Source organism: Methylobacterium sp. P3_A11, from assembly GCF_056403155.1.
The window spans coordinates 1-18749 of record NZ_JBFUGA010000020.1; the positions used below are offsets into that span (position 1 = coordinate 1).

Annotated in this window: 18 protein-coding genes; 9 read left to right on the top strand and 9 right to left on the bottom strand. The window is 64.2% G+C overall.

Features of this window, described 5'->3' with window-relative positions; translation table 11 throughout:
* Both AC1DXK_RS08945 and AC1DXK_RS08950 read left to right on the top strand, forming a co-directional pair.
* On the top strand, positions 1–519 hold a 519-nt coding region (locus tag AC1DXK_RS08945), incomplete at its 5' end, for a DUF4145 domain-containing protein (RefSeq protein ID WP_477297484.1).
* Between the two features lie 111 nt (positions 520–630).
* Entirely contained in the window at positions 631–2055 is a 1425-nt protein-coding gene (locus AC1DXK_RS08950; protein ID WP_477297486.1) for a hypothetical protein, read from the top strand.
* 328 nt (positions 2056–2383) lie between these two features.
* Here the strand turns inward: AC1DXK_RS08950 and AC1DXK_RS08955 are convergent, their stop codons facing one another.
* From AC1DXK_RS08955 to AC1DXK_RS08965, 3 genes are all read right to left on the bottom strand, one after another.
* Positions 2384–2710: a DUF6894 family protein gene (locus AC1DXK_RS08955; protein ID WP_457104605.1), complete on the bottom strand. Its 327-nt coding sequence runs from the start codon at positions 2708–2710 to the stop codon at positions 2384–2386.
* 216 nt (positions 2711–2926) lie between these two features.
* Positions 2927–3982, bottom strand: coding sequence for an HD-GYP domain-containing protein (locus tag AC1DXK_RS08960; RefSeq protein ID WP_457104606.1), 1056 nt, complete (start codon positions 3980–3982; stop codon positions 2927–2929).
* A gap of 22 nt (positions 3983–4004) precedes the next feature.
* Positions 4005–4556: a protein phosphatase CheZ gene (locus AC1DXK_RS08965; protein ID WP_477297488.1), complete on the bottom strand. Its 552-nt coding sequence runs from the start codon at positions 4554–4556 to the stop codon at positions 4005–4007.
* Positions 4557–4894: 338 nt separating this feature from the next.
* On the opposite strand from AC1DXK_RS08965, the gene AC1DXK_RS08970 reads away from it, so the two are divergent.
* The 3 genes from AC1DXK_RS08970 to AC1DXK_RS08980 are packed head-to-tail and all read left to right on the top strand — an operon-like array spanning position 4895 to position 7526.
* The gene (locus AC1DXK_RS08970; RefSeq protein ID WP_457104608.1) at positions 4895–5581 is read left to right on the top strand and encodes a TadE/TadG family type IV pilus assembly protein; all 687 of its coding nucleotides are present in this window, start codon (positions 4895–4897) and stop codon (positions 5579–5581) included.
* Positions 5581–6195 (top strand): TadE/TadG family type IV pilus assembly protein, encoded by a 615-nt coding sequence (locus AC1DXK_RS08975; RefSeq protein ID WP_457104609.1) that lies wholly within the window; start codon positions 5581–5583, stop codon positions 6193–6195. Before AC1DXK_RS08970 ends, AC1DXK_RS08975 begins: the two co-directional genes overlap by 1 nt.
* A gap of 17 nt (positions 6196–6212) precedes the next feature.
* Complete coding sequence (locus AC1DXK_RS08980; RefSeq protein ID WP_457104610.1) at positions 6213–7526, top strand: TadE/TadG family type IV pilus assembly protein; 1314 nt, start codon at positions 6213–6215, stop codon at positions 7524–7526.
* A 272-nt stretch (positions 7527–7798) separates the two neighbouring features.
* Here the strand turns inward: AC1DXK_RS08980 and AC1DXK_RS08985 are convergent, their stop codons facing one another.
* The 4 genes from AC1DXK_RS08985 to AC1DXK_RS09000 are packed head-to-tail and all read right to left on the bottom strand — an operon-like array spanning position 7799 to position 11125.
* Positions 7799–8956, bottom strand: a complete 1158-nt coding sequence (locus tag AC1DXK_RS08985; protein WP_457104611.1) for an MFS transporter — start codon at positions 8954–8956, stop codon at positions 7799–7801.
* A gap of 49 nt (positions 8957–9005) precedes the next feature.
* Entirely contained in the window at positions 9006–10301 is a 1296-nt protein-coding gene (locus AC1DXK_RS08990; protein WP_457104612.1) for an arsenic transporter, read from the bottom strand.
* A 34-nt stretch (positions 10302–10335) separates the two neighbouring features.
* Positions 10336–10773, bottom strand: a complete 438-nt coding sequence (arsC, locus tag AC1DXK_RS08995) for an arsenate reductase (glutaredoxin) (protein WP_457104613.1) — start codon at positions 10771–10773, stop codon at positions 10336–10338.
* Positions 10766–11125: an ArsR/SmtB family transcription factor gene (locus AC1DXK_RS09000; RefSeq protein WP_457104614.1), complete on the bottom strand. Its 360-nt coding sequence runs from the start codon at positions 11123–11125 to the stop codon at positions 10766–10768. Before AC1DXK_RS09000 ends, arsC begins: the two co-directional genes overlap by 8 nt.
* Positions 11126–11175: 50 nt before the next feature.
* Between AC1DXK_RS09000 and arsH the strand changes: the two genes are divergently transcribed.
* Positions 11176–11928, top strand: a complete 753-nt coding sequence (arsH, locus tag AC1DXK_RS09005; RefSeq protein WP_457104615.1) for an arsenical resistance protein ArsH — start codon at positions 11176–11178, stop codon at positions 11926–11928.
* Positions 11929–11939: 11 nt separating this feature from the next.
* Here the strand turns inward: arsH and AC1DXK_RS09010 are convergent, their stop codons facing one another.
* The gene (locus AC1DXK_RS09010; RefSeq protein ID WP_457104616.1) at positions 11940–12260 is read right to left on the bottom strand and encodes a hypothetical protein; all 321 of its coding nucleotides are present in this window, start codon (positions 12258–12260) and stop codon (positions 11940–11942) included.
* Between the two features lie 776 nt (positions 12261–13036).
* Here AC1DXK_RS09010 and AC1DXK_RS09015 point away from each other — a divergent pair.
* Positions 13037–15019, top strand: a complete 1983-nt coding sequence (locus AC1DXK_RS09015) for an acyl CoA:acetate/3-ketoacid CoA transferase (RefSeq protein WP_457104617.1) — start codon at positions 13037–13039, stop codon at positions 15017–15019.
* Between the two features lie 55 nt (positions 15020–15074).
* Here the strand turns inward: AC1DXK_RS09015 and AC1DXK_RS09020 are convergent, their stop codons facing one another.
* Positions 15075–16484 (bottom strand): class I SAM-dependent methyltransferase, encoded by a 1410-nt coding sequence (locus AC1DXK_RS09020; protein WP_477297493.1) that lies wholly within the window; start codon positions 16482–16484, stop codon positions 15075–15077.
* Between the two features lie 562 nt (positions 16485–17046).
* Here AC1DXK_RS09020 and mdcB point away from each other — a divergent pair.
* Both mdcB and AC1DXK_RS09030 read left to right on the top strand, forming a co-directional pair.
* Positions 17047–17889, top strand: a complete 843-nt coding sequence (gene mdcB, locus AC1DXK_RS09025) for a triphosphoribosyl-dephospho-CoA synthase MdcB (RefSeq protein WP_457104704.1) — start codon at positions 17047–17049, stop codon at positions 17887–17889.
* Between the two features lie 89 nt (positions 17890–17978).
* Complete coding sequence (locus tag AC1DXK_RS09030; protein ID WP_457104619.1) at positions 17979–18713, top strand: DUF3750 domain-containing protein; 735 nt, start codon at positions 17979–17981, stop codon at positions 18711–18713.
* Positions 18714–18749: the final 36 nt, after the last annotated feature.

Below are 18749 nucleotides of genomic sequence, written 5' to 3' on the forward strand. Positions count from 1 at the left end.
ACTCCAATCAATGACACTCCAATCAATGACTATATTAATGTGCTTGGATATGTATCTGTTAAGGACATAATGCTTATCAGTCCGCCGGATCATCTTCCTGAGAACATACAAGCGATGTTTCGGGAAGGTGCGGCTTGTCGAGCAATCAAATGCTATAACGCCGCTGCTGCCATGTTTAGGCTGTGCCTTGATGCAACAACAAAAGAGTTGTTGCCGCCCATGTCGGATCAGGACGAGAAGGGTTTGAAACACGCCCGGAAGTTTCTCCACGCAAGATTAGAATGGCTGTTCGATCATCATAGGCTGCCAAGTAGCCTGAAAGACTTGGCCGAGTGTGTCCGCGAAGACGGCAATGACGGAGTTCATGATGGTAGTCTTATTGCGCAAGACGTTGACGACATCTGCGATTTCGTCGTGGAGATACTTGAGGCAGTATACACGGCTCCGAAGCGTTTAGAACTGGCGAAGGAACGGAGAGTGATACGGCGAGGTCAGGGATCGCAATTGCCTGACGAGTGAACATCCTCGGATAACTGTTATACCAATTAAGTGGTATCAATTGAAGCCCTAATTGCACCAACTAAGATAGACCGTGAAGCACGTCCGACCTATAACACTGGAAGTGTTCAAATGAGAAGATTTGAGGAAACCATATTTCACGAAGTTAATACAACCCCGTTCTCGTTAATGGACTCACCAGATCCCGGCGCAGTCGTCAAGTCATTTAAGTTAATGAGGCAAGATAACTACGACATCGTCCTTGAAGTGCGGTCGAAAGGCTACTCGCATTCAGAAATAGGACGAAGCCATCGTGCCGGGACGATAGCGGTCTCACAGGATATCATAAGACTCAGCTTGGAAGGGTATGCCGACTGTGTATTGCGCAACGTCATCCATCTCGGCCGACACGGAAGTGTTCAGCGGCAACACGAAGACGAGACGTTAGATAGATACTCATCTTATTCGGTTGAGATCAAATTCATTTTGGCCGATAAAACAAGGTATGTCGTCGAGTGGATAGATAACTTGGCTGACTATTTCATGTTCAACGAAAATCTCAATTACGAGGAACAGGAAAGTGTTGTTAATTCGTTGGTAAGTGGCAATTATCGATTGGATATGAAGCTAGGCGCGTCAGGATCTGGTGGATCGACGGCCCTTCATCTCAATATTGATGACATCAGTTTGTTCGTCGTTCCATCAATGTCTCGAGAGGATGGAAAGAAAAGACGAGGCATGATCGTCTACGACGGCGCATTCGATCTCGCTGTTAGAGATAAGATTCGAAATTGTCTGTCGTTTGCCCTAGGGCTGCCGGTCGTCATGAGGGGTTACACTGAATATGACGAAGACTGGCGTGCAACATTTATGAAGTCGATTGATCCAAATACCATTAGCGGAGCTGTCTTCGCTCTGCACCCGCAGCATCCATATCCCATTAATGAGCGACGCTACAAAAATATCATTGATACCGAGCGTGTGAATCATACGGTTCGGAGCCTATTTGCTCTGTATGACGACATCAAATTCAATGAGATATGTTGGACCTATTGGCATGCAAAGTGCTCACCGGCACACACTACTGCTGCAAGCTTCGGCGCGGTGTTGCAACAAATTCAGCGGAATGCGAAAGAATTGTTTCCGTCTATGAATTCTCGTCTCATTGGCGTTACTAATTGGGAGAAACTTAAGAGGAATTTACTTCGGCAGATCGATGGCATTGATGTCGGCGAGGCGGAGATGCGTATATTGAAGAACAAGATATCGAACTTGAATCAAACACCCTCGGATCTGATGTTTAACCGGTTTGTGGGGCTTCTAGGTCTTCAACTTGGCGATCCTGAACATGCCGCTTGGCGCGAAAGGAACAAGTCGGCGCACGGGGTATTGAGCCAAGACTATGTTTCAACCATACTGAACGGCAAGATCTTGGCGATCATGTGTAATAGGATGATAGCTGCCATAACAAAGTGCAGTGACGGTTACGTCGATTATTACAATTTCGAGTTCCCAGATCGTCCATTGGGCGAGTCGATACCGGCGCGGCAGCAGTGAGGACGCCTGTATGTCGGGCCGAAATAGGGGCACTGCACGTCATGGCCTGAGAGTTTTACAAAAACGAGCTAATTAACTGGCCAATGTAGCCAAGGTTTACGCCGTCCAGTCTCGTAAGTTATTGAAAACATTGTTATAACAAGGGCATCATAATCCTTGTGTCGGGGGTTCAAATCCCTCCCTCGCTACCATCGAATTCACCCGCCCAGTCCATGACTCGGCGGGTTTTTCATTGCGCCGCGCAGTTCGGGCGGCGCGCGACCGGCTGATGCCGGTTCGGTGAGATCGAGCGAGCTGCGGTCGGCCGCGATTACCGGACCACCTCGTGTCACCCGACCGGGCCTGCATCCAGCGACATCCGGAATCGCAGCCGCACCACCCCGGAATCGTCGCGAACGGCGGCGACGAAATCCTGCCGTCCGGGTCCGTCGGACAGACTCTGGGCAATCCGCATCATGATCTTCACCGCCTGGGACCGGGCCGATGCCAGATCAGGCAAGTCGTATCCCTCCCGGTCGCGGACGATGTCGGTTCCGTCGTGCAGATCGATGAGGAAGCGAGGCATGAGGCGGCGGCTCGGCGAGGCGGGTCCAACATCAACGCTACGCAGTTCCCGCGCCGGAATGCGTACTCCTTTTTCGGTACCGCGCGGCATCCGAGGGGGCGCTGCGTGGCGGTCACGGGCCAAGGGGGAGTGACGCCCTGCCGCGCCGTGACGCGAAGACCCTTCGTCACCGCAACTCGATCACGCGACCAACGCGGTCGCCGACACCGCGGATTCAGATCACCGCCGGACCGCGGAGGCTTCGGAGCCGCGTCGACGGATTGCGCATCCACGGCGGTTCAAACGCCGAGATCCGCTCCCCGGCCATCACACATGAGAGGAGAATGCGGCTACGACCGGTCTGAAGGCGCCGACGATCGCGGGGTCGAGCCGGCCCGCCATGCCCTCCAGAATCGCATAGGCCGCCTCGCTGTCCATGGGCGGCTTGTAGGGCCTCTGCTCGATCAGGGCCGCGTGAATGTCACAGACGGTGACGAGGCGGACGAGGTCGGGAATGTCGGGTGCCCTCAGTCGGTCCGGATAGCCGGAGCCATCGAGCATCTCGTGGTGGGAGCGGACGACGCGCAGCATCTGCGGCTCGAAGCCCTGATCGACGAGCATGCTGTGCCCCTTTTCCGGGTGTAGGCGCATCACCGCCAACTCGGTCTCGTCGAGCCGGCCGGGCTTGTTGAGGATCGCCGCCGGAATATGGATCTTGCCGACGTCGTGCAGAAGCGCCGCCTTGGTCAGGCGGTGACGCTCCTGCTCCCCGAGGCCGAGGCTCGCCGCGAAGGCCGCCGCCAGCCCGGCGACGAGGAGGCAGTGCTGGTGCGTGGCATCGTCGAACTGGCGCACCGCCCGGACCCAGTCCCTGATACCGGTATCCCGGATGGCGTCGTCGATGGCCTGGGTGCCGTTGTCGATGACCCCGGGCGTGATCGGCTGATCCGGGACGAAGACCGAGGCGTAGAAGCCGCGGACTTCGGCGGCCGTCCGCACGGCGCAGCTGGGCAACGGCGCTTCATCGGCCGGCGCCGGCGTGCGAGACATCCCGAGCGCGCTCCGCAGCAGATCCGTGTCGAACGGCGCGCTGAATGTGTGCGTCGCACCGAGCATCACCCCGAGCATCCGGGTCCGTGGGCTGTCGGTGTGCAGCAGGACGACCAGGGGGGCACCGCGGCGGTTCTGCAGCAGGAAACCGCGCAGGCGCCCGACGGTCGCGGCGCCGAGATCGAGGACGTCGGTGATCAGAACCGTCGCGGCGCCGGCCGACGCATCCGCGGCGAAAAGGTCGTGGATCTCGCAGGGTCGGTCACCGGAGAGGTCTTCCGCGAGGCGCCTGCTGCGCGCGGGATCGTCCGTGATCAGAAGTATCCGGCCCATCGACGCTTCTTCCGGGTCGCGCCTAGGGAAACATCGCGTCGACCGTATCCTGCGAGACGGTGGCCTCGCCCGGCAGGACAGGACCGTTCAAGAGGGCCGCCTCTCCGCTACGCTTGTGGGAACCGAGCTTCGCCGGCATGGGAGCCTCGCCGGGGCCGGACCAGAGGCGCAGCATCTCGCCGACCCGTTCCTCCACCAGCACGATGATTTTGACCACCTTGGAGATCCGCTGGCCGGTGAGATCCTGGAAGTTGCAGGCCTCGAAGATGGTCTGCATCTCGGCCTGGATCGCCTCCGCATCGGTCCGGGTGGCGGCGTCGTCGGACCGCTTGACGATTCCGCGAGCGAGGGACTCCACCGTCTCGGAAGCTGTCAGGATTGCGTTGGTGGCCTCTTCGGTGCCTTGCACCACCGCGTGAAGTTCGTCGCGGACGCGACAGGTTTCCTGTTCCTGCCGGAGATCGGCGATCTCCTCGCGGGTCCGGGCGATCGCCTCCGAAATCGAGACGAGCTGGCGCCGCAGGAGCCCGACACCCTCTTCAATGGAGACAGCTTGAGGCAGAGCGCGGGCCATGAAATGGATCGCCATTCCGTTTATTTCAGCAGAGGAAAATATCAGTAATGTATTAATCTGCGCTTAATGGGGCTTATCTCTCGAGGATTCGTCGACCATCTCCGTCCGGACTCTCAGAGACTCCGCTTCCTCGACGGCCTCTCGCCCTCAGTTTGCGCGATGTCGATCAATTGGCTTGGCCAACAGAAAGCGTTCGATTTTTTGGGCGCTGTCGCGGCCGTCGCGCCGACCCACAGCGCCGTCCGGGTGCAATTCAACCAATAATTGATGTTAAAGATTGTATTTCAATCCTACATGCGAGTCGAACGCGACGGACAGTCAACTTTGACTCGCCGTGCATGAAGAAAAGTAAGTTTTTGATGCTCTCCTGCATCGCGGAGCGCACAGATTTGAGCTGGAATGTGAGAACGGCACTTCGACCGGTGGTTGGCTGGCTCGACGCCCGCCACCATGCTGCGCGCCTCGCGCAGGCGCGCGACGGTGCGACGGCCGTGGAGTTCGCTTTGGTGGCGCTCCCGTTCTTTGCACTGGTCGGCGCGAGCCTCGAGAACGGGATCGTTTTCTGGGAGCAGGAAATCCTGCAGCAGGCCGTCGCCGACGCGAGCCGTCAGATTTACACAGGCTCTTTCCAGACCGCGAATGCCGGGACCACCGATCCTGCGACGTTGATGTCCCGTTTCCGGACGGCCATCTGCACGCAATCGAACGGCACGCCGCGCGTGACGATCTTCAACTGCGCCAACGTGCGCGTCAGCGTCACGCAGGCCGGCAGTTATGCCACCGCGACCACGGTCTCGCCGGTGGCGACCGATGCCAGCGGCACCAGCAACTGGAACGCCAATTTCGCCAGTTATTCCTGCGCCGGCGCCTCCGCCATCGTGGTGGTGCAGGCCGCCGTGGACATCCCGGTTTTCTTCCCGCTGCTCGGTGCGGCCACGCCGAGCCTGCCGAACCGGCGCCGGGTGATCCAGGCCGCGACGGTGTTCAAGGTGGAGCCCTACACCACCCAGTCCGTGTGCTCCTGATGGGTGAATGGCGGGGAGCCCTGGCGCGCTACCGACGCGACGAACGCGGGATCGCCGCGGTCGAGTTCGCCTTCGTGTTGCCGCTGCTCATCGTCCTCTACTTCGCCACCGCGGAACTTACCCGCATGGTCGACGCGAACCGCAAGCTGACGCTGTTCGCGCGGACGCTGAGCGATCTCTCGGGGCGCGCGGACAATCCGAATCCCTCCGCCGACAGCATGGCGACCATTGCCGGCGCCGCGACCGCAATCCTCCGTCCGCTGGATGCGTCGGGTCTTCAGATCGTCGTCAACGCCATGGGGGTCGAGTCGATCTCGGGCACGCTCTACGGGGGTGTCTGCTCTAGCTGGCCCCAGAATGCGGCGAAGCGTCCGGCGCAGCAGCTCAACGGAACCAACGGCCTCCCCCCGACGCCGGCAGTCTATCAGTACGACGGCGCACGCTACATCCTGGCCGAAGTCACGATGACCTACACGCCGATCATCGGCAGCGCCCTGTACAAGTGGATCTTCGGCACCCGCGGACTGACCTTCACACGGCAGGTCCCGTGGTCCGAGCGCACCGCGAGCGAAATCATCATGCCAGGCGGCGTGGCCTGCCCGGTCTTCAACTAGCGACCCAGGGGCGACAGGTGTCCGTTTTCCCAGACCGGGCCACCCGGTATCTCAGGCAGCTCACCCGGGCGTACGGGCAGGCCCGGTCCGGTCAGGTCGCGCTCACCTTCGCCCTGGTCACGATGCCGATCCTGTTCGCCACGGCGGCGGCCGTGGATTACGGCCGCCGCAATGCCGCGAAGGCGCAGCTCGACGCAGCCCTCGATGGCGCCGTCCTGGCCGTCATCTCGCAGAAGACGAACACGATTTCGACGACCAACCTCCAGAACATGGAGGCCCAGTTCCGAACCGAGGCCGCCAAGGTCCCGGGCGTCACGGTGACCTCGTTCTCGCCGGGATCGCCGGTGACCAATTCGACCACCCTCAGCGTGACGGCCAGCTACACGGCGACGGTGAAGACGACGCTCGCGTCGATGATGAGAATTCCCGCGATGAATATCAACGGAATTTCGTCAAGCGTCCGCAATATGTTTCAGTATATCAACTTTTATCTTCTGCTCGACAATTCGCCATCCATGGGGCTCGCGGCAACCGACACGGATGTCGCCAATATGAAGATCGCGACCGGCGGCTGCGCCTTCGCGTGCCACCAGCACACCTTCGATAGCAAGGGGAATATCACGGGCGACAGTCAGAGTGATTTCTACCATGTCGCGTTGAAGAACAACATCAAGCTCCGCATTCAGGTGTTGCGTGATGCCGTGTCGGCGCTCGTCGATCAGGCGAATGCGAGCATGTCGCTACCGCAGCAATTCCAGATGGAAATGTGGACCTTCAACGACTCGACCACACAGACCCGTCTTCAAGCGATGACGCCGACACTGAGCCAGATCAAAACTGCCGCTCCGAACATCGACATCGCATATGCATACTACAATCAGTCGGACAACCAGACAGATTTCGAGCGTGCCATCACGAAGATGAACAGCACGATCCCCGCCAGCGGGAACGGTATCACCGCAGCGACGCCGATCCGTTTCCTGTTTCTCGTAACCGATGGTGTCGAGGATACCGCGGGGAGCGTCACGAACCAAAGCGCCGGCTTCCAGTATCAGAGCAACCGATTCATCGGGCCGTTCAGCCCGTCGACGTGCAATGCGTTGAAGAGCAATAACGTCCGGATCGGGATTATTTATACGCAATACCTGCCGATCTACGACAACAGCTTCTACAACAGCTATGTCCGACCGTACGAGTCGAAGATCGGGCCCGCTCTGCAGTCTTGCGCGTCCGACGGCCTCTACTTCCCCGTGGCCTCGGGCGGCGACATCACCGCTGCCATGCTCAAGCTGTTCTCGACGGCGGTCGCGTCCGTCCGTCTCAGCAACTGATCGGTTCCCGGGCGCGGACGGCGAAGTTCAAAATAACGCTGTCTCTCGGTACGAGCGGTGCCATTCGCATTGCCACGACCGGGATTGCCGCTCCTCCAGAATGGAGCCTGCCACCTCGCCGTCGTCTCGAAAAACCGCGTGGCCGTGCCAACCCAGGACTCCGCCGTGGCGGTGAAGCCGGGTTCCCGATGCTGAGAACGTCGATCTACGACATTACGGCGGCGATGTTCACCACTCCGCGCCGCGCGGAGATCGCTGCCGGTCCCGCGCCGTTACCGCGTGCGCCAGAGGGCAGCGATCAGGCACAGGGCAGCCAGTGCCAGGGCGAACAGCAGCCACCACAGGGTTCCCGGACCGGCCTGGGTGAGCACCACCGCCCCGACCGGGGGCGCCAGAGCCTGGGCGACCAGGGCCGGCCGGGCGAGGCGGCCGATGATCAGCGGGTAGCGAAGGGGGCCGAACAGGGCGAGCGGCACCGTGCCCCGCGCGATCGAGTAGATCCCGTTACCCCCGGCATAAAGCACCAGCCAGAGCGCGACGCCCGGTAATCCCAGTGCCAGCAGCCATAATCCGAGGGCGATCAGGCTGAAGGCCGCCGTCAGGGTCCAGAGCGGGTGATGCCGCCCCTTCAGGGCCATTTCTGCGATGCGCGCGCTCACCTGCGCGGGTCCGATCAGCGCCCCATACGAGACCGACGCGGCGAGGGATACGCCCCGCGCCTGAAGCAGGGTGAGCAGATGGACCGAGACCTGGGACATGATCGCCCCGCCGAGGATCAGGACCCCGGCAAACACCAGGAACGCCCGCCGCTCCCGCACCGACAGGCGGCCGGCGCAGGAGGGCTGCCGCTCGTCGACCGGCGGCAGCGCCGGCGCGGGCGGGATCATCAGCAGCACCAGCGGAAGCGTCACGACGATGTGCAGGCCCGCATAGGTGAGGCACGCGCCCCGCCAGCCGACATGTGCCACGAGGAAGGCCGATAACGGCCAGCAAACGGTGCTGGCGAACCCGCCCCAGAGGGTCAGGGTCGTGATCGCCGGCCGGGCCGTCGCTCCATAAAGGCGGCCGAGGGTCGCGAATGCCGGATCGTACAACCCGCACCCCATGCCGGCCCCGAGGATCAGCCAGCCGGCAAGGTAGACCGGCAGGGACGGCGACAGGGCGAGCATCGTTAACCCGGCGGCCAGCAGCACGGCCGCCAGGGCCAGAATCGGCCGCCCGCCGCGCCGGTGGATCGCTGCGCCGACATGGGGCGAGGCGAGCGCCGCAACCAGGAGGCCGAACGCCAGTCCGCCCACCACCCAGGCGAGGGGCCATCCGGTGCTCTCGGCGATCGGTCCGGCCATCACCGCCGGCAGGTAGAACGAGGAGCCCCAGGCGAGGATCTCGACCACCCCGAGGGCGGCGATCACCGGCCAGCGGCGGGTCACGGGTGGCGCGGCGGATCCGGGGTGATCTTCGATGGCGGCCACGAGGAGCCTAGCGCGGGCCGAGCAGCGGCAGCCAGGTCGCCAACGCCAGCAAGGTTGTCAGGAGCACGGGCGGGGTGATGATCAGGCCGACCTTCATGTACTGGCCCCAGGTGATCGTCTGGCCTTTGCCCGCCAGGACGTGAAGCCAGAGCAGGGTGGCGAGGCTGCCGATGGGCGTGAATTTCGGTCCGAGGTCGCAGCCGATGACGTTGGCGTAGACCATGAGCTCGCGGGTCAACGGTGACAGGTCGGGGGCCTGCTGGATGGCGAGTGCCCCGATCAGCACGCTGGGCATGTTGTTCATGATCGACGACAGGAAGGCTGCGGCGAAGCCCGTGCCGACGGTGGCGATCCAAGGACCGTGGCCCGCGAGCCACGTTAGGCCCTGCGCCAGCGCGACGGTCAGGCCGGCATTCCGCAGCCCGTAGACCACCAGGTACATGCCGAGGCTGAACAGGACGATCTGCCAGGGAGCGCCGGCCAGCACCTTGCGAACGGGGATGACGCGGCTCCGTTTCGCCAGGGCCAGAAGGACCGCCGCACCCGCGCAGGTGACGATCGACACCGGCACGGCGAACGGTGCGGTGACGAGATACGCGAGCAGGAGAAGCAGCAGCAGCGGGAATGCCGCGCGGAAGACCCGTGGATCGCGGATCGCGCCGGCGGGGCTCTCCAGGGCCTCCGATGGGTAGGTCGCCGGGATGTCACGGCGGAAATACGCTCCCAGCACGACGAGCGTCGCCGCCAGGGAGACGAGGTTCACCGGCACCATGACCGCCGCGTATCTGCCGAACGTCACGTCGAAGAAGTTGGCCGAGACGATGTTGACCAGATTGGAGATGACCAGCGGCAGGGATGTCGAGTCCGCCACGAATCCGCAGGCGACGATGAAGGCCAGCGCGGCCGGCGGTTTGAAATCGAGCCGCAGCAGGATCGACAGCACGATCGGCGTGAGCAGCAAAGCCGCGCCGTCATTGGCGAACACCGCCGCGATCATCGCACCCAGGAGCACGATCAGCGGGAAGAGCCGTCGGCCGCGGCCCCTGCCCCATCGGGCGACGTGAAGCGCCGCCCAGTGGAAGAATCCGGCCTCGTCGAGGAGTAGCGAGATGATGATGAGGGCGACGAAGGTGAAGGTCGCGTCCCAGACGATGTGCCAGACGACCGGGATGTCGCCGAGCTGGATTACGCCGGCGGTGAGGGCCGCAGCCGCACCCGCCAGGGCGCTCCACCCGATGCCCAGACCCTTCGGCTGCCAGATGACGAAGACGAGGGTGACCAGGAAAATGGCGAGCGCGAGCATCCGGGCGTCTTGATCTCGTCGTTTGTCGTCACGCTCAGGCGGTCGCGACCCGGCGGCCCAGCACGTCCACCACCCGTTCCCCATCCTCCTTCACGAACTCGCCCTGCTGGGGCGGCAACAGGTCCAGAACCAGCTCGGAGGGCCGGCACAGGCGCACGCCCCGGGGCGTCACGACCAGGGGGCGGTTGAGCAGGACCGGATGCGCCGCGATCGCCTCGAACAGCTGCGTGTCCGTCAGGGTCGGGTCGCCGAGGTTCAGTTCGGCATAGGGCGTGCCCTTCTCCCGGAGCACGTCGCGTAGCGACAGGCCGGCGCGGGCGAGGAGCCGTTCCAGAAGCGCCCGCACCGGCGGGGTCTTCAGGTACTCGATGACGTGGGGCTCGATGCCGGCGTTGCGGATCATCGCCAGGGTGTTGCGGGACGTTCCGCAATCCGGGTTGTGGTAGATCACGACATCGAACGGATCAGACATGGGCGGTGTCTCCGGATGGGCAGAGGCTCGTGGCCAGGGTTTCGGCCGTGGGCGCGCAAACCTCCGGTCGTCCCTGGCAGCAATCGCGCATCAGGAAGGCGACAAGAGCCGAAAGCGTCGGATACGCGGCGCTGTAGATGATCGAGCGGCCGTCGCGGCGCGAACTGACCAGTCTCGCGCGACTCAGCTCCTTGAGGTGATGCGAGACGGTCGCAGCGGAGACTCCGACGACGTCAGCGAGGGAGCCGGAGGCCATCCCCTCCGGACCGGCGGTCACGAGCGCCCGCACGAGCCGCAGGCGGTGCTCCTGTGCGAGGGCCGCGAAGGCCGCCAGGGCTTGCGCGTCGTCCATTTCCATTTCAATCTTCAAATGACGATTTGAACGTAAGGGAAGGTCTCGTCTTGAGCAAGAGCCCGTCTCCAGCCCCGTCGGCCCGTGACGGGTTGCCGAACGTGAGCGCGGCCCATTTCGTGGCACCGACCCGTGTGCCCCTGCCGGCGGCCCAATTCCGGCATGCCCCCCGGTTCCTCGTTCTGTACGGGTCGCTCCGCGAGCGCTCGTTCAGCCGCTTCCTGGGCCACGAGGCTGCCCGCCTCCTCGAAGCCATGGGCGGCGAGGTCCGCATCTACGACGCCGACGGGCTGCCCCTGCCCGACGACACGACCGCAGACCACCCGAAAGTCCAGGAACTCCGCGGCCTGTCGGCGTGGTCGGAAGGTCAGGTCTGGGTGTCGCCCGAGCGGCACGGCACCCTGACCGGGGTGATGAAGAGCCAGATCGATTGGCTGCCTCTGTCCGAAGGGAGCCTGCGACCGACCCAGGGCCGGACCCTCGCGGTGATGCAGGTCTCGGGCGGCTCCCAGAGTTTCAATGCCGTGAATGCCCTGCGCGTGCTCGGCCGGTGGATGCGGATGATCACCATCCCGAACCAGTCTTCCGTGCCGATGGCCTACCGGGAGTTCGACGACGCAGGCAGGATGAAGCCGGGTCCGCTCTACGACAGGGTCGTGGATGTATGCGAGGAGCTCATGAAGTTCACGCTGCTGACCCGCGAGCGTTCCGATGACCTCGTCGATCGCTACAGCGAACGGAAAGAGCGCGATCCGGATCGGCTGCAGGCGGTGGCAGCGGATATCGGTTTCGCGAAGCGGTAGCCGTTCGGCCCCTACTGGAAGCGGCGCATTTCCGGAGCCAGTGACCGCCCCGCATCGAGCAGGGCGCGAACCTTCCGGGTTGCGTGCAGGAGAATATCCGGCCGCGCGTCGTCGTAGGAGGTCTCATCGACGAAGCTCTGCAGGGCCTCCGTGAGGCGGTCCTCGATCTCGTCCATCAGCGCCAGCCCGCCCGGACCTTCCCGCCGGAGATGCGCATCGGCCAGTGCCAGATACGCCGCGCTCGCCAGCAGGAAGGCGATCCCGTTCGCTTCCTGGGCGGCGTCGCAACTCCCGTCGCCACCATTCGTGCCGTCTGCGACGTCGTCGTCCATCGGCCTATGTACTCCCCATCCGCTGCCCCCGCTCTGCGGCGCGCGCAGCGCGAAGCAAAGTAGAGAAAAAGGGGTCGGTCCCGTGACCATTCGGGCATCCGGGTACGCTTTCGCGTCGTCAGCCGCCCGGATCGGCTTGGTCTTGAGCAGCGCGCCGGTCGCGCATCCTGCGGAGAGCGCGACGCCATGCGGACACCACTGCCTCCCGCCTCCGGGCGTCACCATCCCGGCTCCGATCGAGGGGCCGAGCGTCGCTGTCCGCGGTTGCGCGTCGGGCGTTGGGATCTTGGTTCATCGTTGCCTCCCTGTCGTGTCGAGACAGACAGACACCCGATCCGCTGACGCCGCGGTGAGCCCGCACACCTGGGCTGCGAAAAGCGCGTGCGGTCGGACACAAGCGGTCGCTTGGCTCCCGTGGAGGCGTTGCGGGCACGGGTCGGCCGTCGGAGAGCGCAGTCGCGGCGCGTAACGCTCTGCGGGCGCCGCGCCGTGTCTCGATCGGTTCGACCATTCGCGACCGAGCAATTTTTCTGATCGTGGACCGAAGAGTTTTTCAGCAGCGCGGTCCTACTTTTTCAGAGTATTGTCAGCAGCCGGCATCAGCCTCGTGCAATGCCGCAAATATTGATGCGGTGCAATATCGATTGTATGCAAAACTCAGCTGATCCCAGGGGCCGACATGTCCCGGCATCGACGGGGCGGCGCATGGCAAAGTCGGAGGCGGCGGGCGTGAAGGCCGGCCGCACGTCCCAATGCCGGGGAGGATCACAGGCTCCATGAGGAAGAACAAGGTCATCTCGGCGGAGGAGGCGATCGCGCTGATCCGTGAGAACGACGTGGTGACCACCACGGGGTTCGTCCAGAGCTGCATCCCGGAGGCCCTGCACGCCGCCCTCGAGAAGCGGTACGTCGAGACCGGATCGCCGCGTGGACTGACCCTGATCATGACGGCTGGCGCCGGGGACAGCAAAGGGCTCGGGACAGGCCGTCTGCATCACGACGGCCTGCTCACGCGGGTCATCGCCGCCAATTTCGGCCGTATGCCGAAGGTCGCCAAGGCGGCACAGGACAACCTGATCCGCGGATACAACCTTCCGCAGGGCGTCATTTCGCAGCTCTACCGGGCCTGCGCCGCCGGCCAGCCCGGGCTGTTCTCGAAGGTTGGCCTGAAGACCTACGTCGATCCGCGCCACGGCGGCGCGAAGGTCAACGAACTGACCACGGAGGACATCGTCAAGCTCGTCGAGGTCGATGGCGAGGAATGGCTCTTCTACACCGCCACCAAGATCGACGTGGCCTTCATCCGCGCCACCTCGGCCGATCCCTCGGGGAACCTCTCCTACGAGAAGGAGGCGCTGACCCTGGACTGTCTCGCGCAGGCCATGGCGGCCCGCAACAACGGCGGCATCGTCATCGCCCAGGTCGAGCGCATCGTCGATGACGGCTATCTCTTGCCGAAGGACGTGCGCGTGCCCGGCATCCTGGTGGACTGTGTCGTGGTCGCCGAGCCCGAGATGCACCGCATGAATTACGGCGTGATGCACGATGCGGCGCTTGCAGGGGAGATCCGGGTGCCGGTGACCGGCATCAAGCGGATGGCCCTCAACGAGCGCAAGATCATCGCCCGCCGCGCCGCCTTCGAGTTGCCGCCGAACGGCGTCGTCAATCTCGGCGTCGGCGCGCCGGAGGGCATCTCGTCTGTCGCCAACGAGGAGAAGATCACCCCCTACATCACCCTCACCACCGAGGCCGGGGCGGTCGGCGGCGTGCTGGCGTCCGGCTCGAGCTTCGGCGCTGCGACCAACGCCGATTGCATCATCGACCAGAACCAGATGTTCGACTTCTACGACGGCGGCGGTCTCGACATGACCTGCCTCGGCATGGCGGAATGCGATGCCGCCGGCAACGTCAACACCTCGAAGTTCGGCGGCAAGCTGAACGGCTGCGGCGGCTTCATCAACATTTCGCAGAATGCCCGCACGGTGGTGTTCGCCGGGACCTTCACGGCCGGCGGCCTCGAGATCGCGGTCAACGACGGTCAGATGCGGATCGTCACCGAGGGCAGAGCCCGCAAGTTCGTCGGCGCGGTGCAGCAGAACACCTTTTCAGGTCCCTACGCCGTCGAGCGCTCGCAGCCGGTCCTCTACGTCACCGAGCGCTGCGTGTTCCAGCTGACCGCGGACGGCCTGGAACTCATCGAGGTTGCGCCGGGGATCGACATCGAGCGCGACATCCTCGCCCACATGGATTTCGCGCCCGTCGTGCGCAATCCGGTGCCGATGGATTCCCGCATCTTCCGCGAAGAGCCGATGGAGCTGATCTCGGATCTGCTCAACCTCGATCTCAAGTCGCGCGTGAGCTACGATGGAGAGCGAAACATCCTCTTCATCAACCTCGAAGGCTGGTACTGCCGGGTGAAGGGCGACATGGACGAGCTGCGCATGACCATCGTCGAGGCGTGCCGGAAGGCGGGTCAGCGGGTCAATGCCGTGATCAACCACGACGGCTTCCGGCTCAACGAGAACTTGGTCGACGATTACGCCGGCATGGTCCAGTACGTGCAGGCGAATTACTACGCGACCACGACTCGCTACGCGACCAGCGCGTTCCTGCGCCTGAAGATGGAGGAAGCGCTCAACAGGCGCGGTGTGGCGCCGCACGTCTTCGAGCGGAAGGAGGAGGCGCAGGCCTTCGTCAGCAGCACCGAGGACAGGAAGGCGCGCAAGCGCATCTCGCCGGCGGTCGCCTCGGCGGCCTGAAGACGGGGCTCTTGCGGCGCCGCCAACCCGGGCGTGGTACGGGGTGCTGGCCGCCTCAGCAGTCAGGCAAGCCGAGGATCCGGCGCGACTCCTCGGCCAGGATCGCGTGACGGACCGATTCCGGGCCGCCATTCGGCGTGTCTTCGGCGGCCTGCGTGACGAGCGTCCTGAACCGTTTCCGATCCAGTCCGCGGCCGCGCAGGCTTTGGAGGGCGGCGTCCAGCACCGCCTTGACGGCGTGGGCGCGCTGGCGCTCGCGCTCGAGTTCGTCGGCAAGCTGTCGATCCCCGAGTTGGTCCGCGTCTCGTAATCCCTTCGAGAGAGGCTTTGCCACGGCGGAGAAACCCGCCTCCTCCGAGTGCACGCTTGGCTCTTTGCCCTCTGTGAGCACCTTCGTTCCCTCTTCCAGCAGGATCTGATGCTGGACCGCTGCCGAGGGGTGCGCCGGGACATTCCGGCTCGCCGCTCCGATCAGGCTCTTGAATCTGTCGCGATCCAAGCCGAAGCGGCCGATGCTCGATCGGAGGGCGCGAAGGACGGCGCGGAGGGCGTCGGTCCGATAGGCCGCCTCCAGGATCTGGTCCCGCAATCCGGCCGCCGAGGCCAATTGGAGAAACGCATCGTCCGGCAATTGCCGCTTTTGATCCGCCAGCTCGACGATCACCCGATGCATGAGGGTCGACCGCCGGCTGCGGGTCTGGTCCGGCGGAAGGCGCCGGGCTCCCTTGCGGAGCCAGACGAAGAATTCCGTCGCTTCCATTTCGAGGGAATCTTCGACGCGCAGGTCGAGATAGCCGAGCTGTGACAGCTCGAGGATCATGAGAGAGAAGCTCGACGGCACGAACACCCAGGCATGCGCATCGACGTAATCGGGCGCCTGCGCGGCAGCACGCCATTGCGCCTCGTCGGTGAGCGGGTTCACCGGAATCGCCGGGCGCCTGTCGGCACCCGACCAAGCTCCGGCGGATCCATCCTTGAGCGCCATGTTCAGGCCGTAGTCGATCTGCGTGCGAAGCGAGTGACGGTCCCGCTTCTCCAGGAAGGCCGCGATGGCGTCGGCCGTACCGGTAAGGCTGCGGAAGACGTCGAAACATTTGCGCTTGTCGGGCACCGCCAGGATCACGACGCCGTCCGGTCGCAACAGGGTTTCGGCGGCACGCAGGAACGAGACGATGTCGGGCGTGTGCTCGATGACGTGGCTGGCAATGAACGCATCGAAACTGCCGTGCCGGTCCACCGGAACGGCATCGGCGATCGACCCGCCCGTCCAGACGCAATCGACCGCCTCGATCCGGTCGATCGTCTGGTCATGGTACTTCCTGATCAGCTCTTCGCGGGGGGCGTGATCGATGACGAAGGTCTTCCAGCCGTCACGCTTGGGTGCAAGCGGACTGAAGCTCGGGCCGATCTCGACGATACGGGCGTCCTTGGACAGCGACCGGAGAAGTTGCTGCGCTCGGTTCATTCCATCTCGACTCCATGCACGTGCTTCGCGAATGCGATCACTGTCGGAACGAAGTGAAGTATTTAAAACTTTCAGTCGTCAAATTTGTAAATAAAAGCCGATCAATAATAAGTTCAAGCGGCGTCCGCCGGGCCGCCTGATCTGCGATTGCGCGAATGCCCGATCGTTCCCGAAGACGTTCGGATCCCGAAGCCAGGGTCCGCCTATTTCATGCACGAGTACGCGCCGTCGTTTGCGGCCGCAGCAATCGGCCTCCCCACGCGTCGGGATATCCGGGCGTGTTCAATCAAACTCAAATATGGTCTCCCTGAGGTGTCCGAGCATCGATAGGCCGATCGAAGTCGCGGCGCGCCCAACGATGCGCCATGGCGCCTGCCGCTGACGCCCCTCATCCCCGTTCGCGACGCCCCAGCCTGCCCCCGCCCACGCGGCACTGCTCCGGCACCTGTGGATCCGCAGCCGCCGTCCAGTATACGTCGGCCCCTCGACGCTGTCCCGGCATCGCCGGCCAAACCCAAGGCGAGGCCCCATCCTGCGCGACGATCCGATTTCCACTGCGTCGATTGCCGGGTCGGGCGGCGCCGAGACCTCCTGGGCCGAGCGTGTTGCGGATCTCGCCCACGCGGCGCTCATCGACGAACTGGAAACCTGGCCCAAGCCCGGTCTCGTCAGTCCGGTCGATTCTGGCAGTCACGATGACATGGACGCGGAGTCGCTCCGCCGCAGCGCGGCGGCGATCCGGCCGTTCTTCGCCGACCTGGTCGCGGCCGGCGGCCGGCGAGCGGAGATGGCGGAACTCCGCGCCATCGGAGTTCGGGCCGAGGCCGCGATGATGCGGGCGACCGACGGCGTGAACGCGCATCGCGGCGCCATCTTCTCCCTCGGCCTGATCTGCGCGGCTGCCGGCGTCCCCGGTGCTGGATGTGCCACCGCCGAGGCGCAGGCCGAACGCGTCGGCCAACTCTGGGGCGCGGCCATTGCCCAATCCCCGGCCTCGCCGGTGAGCCATGGCGGTCGCGCGGCGCGCCGGTTCGGTGTCGGGGGGGCCAGCGCCGAAGCGGCGGCCGGCTTCCCGACGATCCGCACGGTCGGACTGCCGGCGCTGCGGTATGGCCGCGCCTGTCTGCCTGAGGATCCCGAGGCGGCACGCGTGCATTGCTTCTTCGCTCTCCTGGCGGTCGTCGACGATACCAACCTCCTCCACCGCGGCGGGGCGCAAGGTCTCATCGGCGCGCGGGGGGAAGCGGCGTCGTTTCTCGAGTCCGGTGGGATCGCCGGGCCGGGCTGGCGGGACCGCGCGGCCGCGATCCATCACGCCTTCGTGGCCGCGCGCCTCAGTCCGGGCGGATGTGCCGATCTCCTCGCCGCAACGCTGCTTCTCGACGCGCTCGCCGTCGCGAGTTGAGGCCTGGGGGCCGGTCGGTTCGGCCGCATTCTCCTCGGCATACCGCATGCTTACATCCGGACCGTCTCCCCTCCGGATCTGGCCCACCCGTGACCCTGTTCAGGATCGCTGTCGTCGCGTTCGCCGTGCTGTTCCTTGTGCCGGTGGCGATTTCCGCTCTGCTCTACGCGACGCGCGCGCGCGGCGACTGGCGTCTCGCGGACCGCTCCAGCGTCGGTCTGCTGCCGCCGGCGGATGCCCATCCCGGGGCCGTGATGCGCGTCTTCTCGGCGCGGACCGTGAGTTGGCGCGGCATCGTGGCCACGCATAGCTGGATCGTCATCAAGGATCGCGACGCGCGCGCCTACAACCGGTTCGACTACACCGCTTGGGGCCAGCCGATCTGGGTCGACCGCTTCGTCCCGGACGGGCGGTGGTTCGGTAATGCGCCGACGATCGTGTTCGCGGCGGACGGGCCGGAGGCGGAAGCCATGCTCCCGCGGATCCGAGAGGCTGTGGCCGGGTACCGCTATGGTCGACCGGGCGACTATGTCGTCTGGCCCGGTCCGAACTCCAACACCTTCGTGGCCGCTGTCATGGCGGCGGTTCCGGAGATCCGGGCCAGCCTCCCGACGACAGCGATCGGCAAGGATTTTCCCTACGATGGCCGCTGGGTCGGCCGGACACCCTCGCGCACCGGCATCCGGTTCAATCTCGGTGGCTACGCCGGGCTCACGCTCGGCTGGGTCGAGGGCATCGAGCTGAACCTTCTCGGTGGCGTCGCGGGGATCGATCTGCGTCGACCGGCGATCAAGCTCCCGGCGCTCGGCCGCGTCGGACTCTGAGCGTCCCGGCGTGACCGGCAGCGCGCGATGCCAGTC

Coding starts and splice junctions, on each gene's coding strand:
- AC1DXK_RS08950 (WP_477297486.1), top strand. CDS start 631: ATGAGAAGATTTGAGGAAACCATATTTCACGAAGTTAATACAACCCCG.
- AC1DXK_RS08955 (WP_457104605.1), bottom strand. CDS start 2,710: ATGCCGCGCGGTACCGAAAAAGGAGTACGCATTCCGGCGCGGGAACTG.
- AC1DXK_RS09000 (WP_457104614.1), bottom strand. CDS start 11,125: ATGGACGACGCGCAAGCCCTGGCGGCCTTCGCGGCCCTCGCACAGGAG.
- AC1DXK_RS08965 (WP_477297488.1), bottom strand. CDS start 4,556: ATGGCCCGCGCTCTGCCTCAAGCTGTCTCCATTGAAGAGGGTGTCGGG.
- AC1DXK_RS09020 (WP_477297493.1), bottom strand. CDS start 16,484: ATGAACCGAGCGCAGCAACTTCTCCGGTCGCTGTCCAAGGACGCCCGT.
- AC1DXK_RS08975 (WP_457104609.1), top strand. CDS start 5,581: ATGGGTGAATGGCGGGGAGCCCTGGCGCGCTACCGACGCGACGAACGC.
- arsC (WP_457104613.1), bottom strand. CDS start 10,773: ATGTCTGATCCGTTCGATGTCGTGATCTACCACAACCCGGATTGCGGA.
- AC1DXK_RS08990 (WP_457104612.1), bottom strand. CDS start 10,301: ATGCTCGCGCTCGCCATTTTCCTGGTCACCCTCGTCTTCGTCATCTGG.
- AC1DXK_RS09015 (WP_457104617.1), top strand. CDS start 13,037: ATGAGGAAGAACAAGGTCATCTCGGCGGAGGAGGCGATCGCGCTGATC.
- AC1DXK_RS08970 (WP_457104608.1), top strand. CDS start 4,895: ATGAAGAAAAGTAAGTTTTTGATGCTCTCCTGCATCGCGGAGCGCACA.
- AC1DXK_RS08960 (WP_457104606.1), bottom strand. CDS start 3,982: ATGGGCCGGATACTTCTGATCACGGACGATCCCGCGCGCAGCAGGCGC.
- AC1DXK_RS09010 (WP_457104616.1), bottom strand. CDS start 12,260: ATGGACGACGACGTCGCAGACGGCACGAATGGTGGCGACGGGAGTTGC.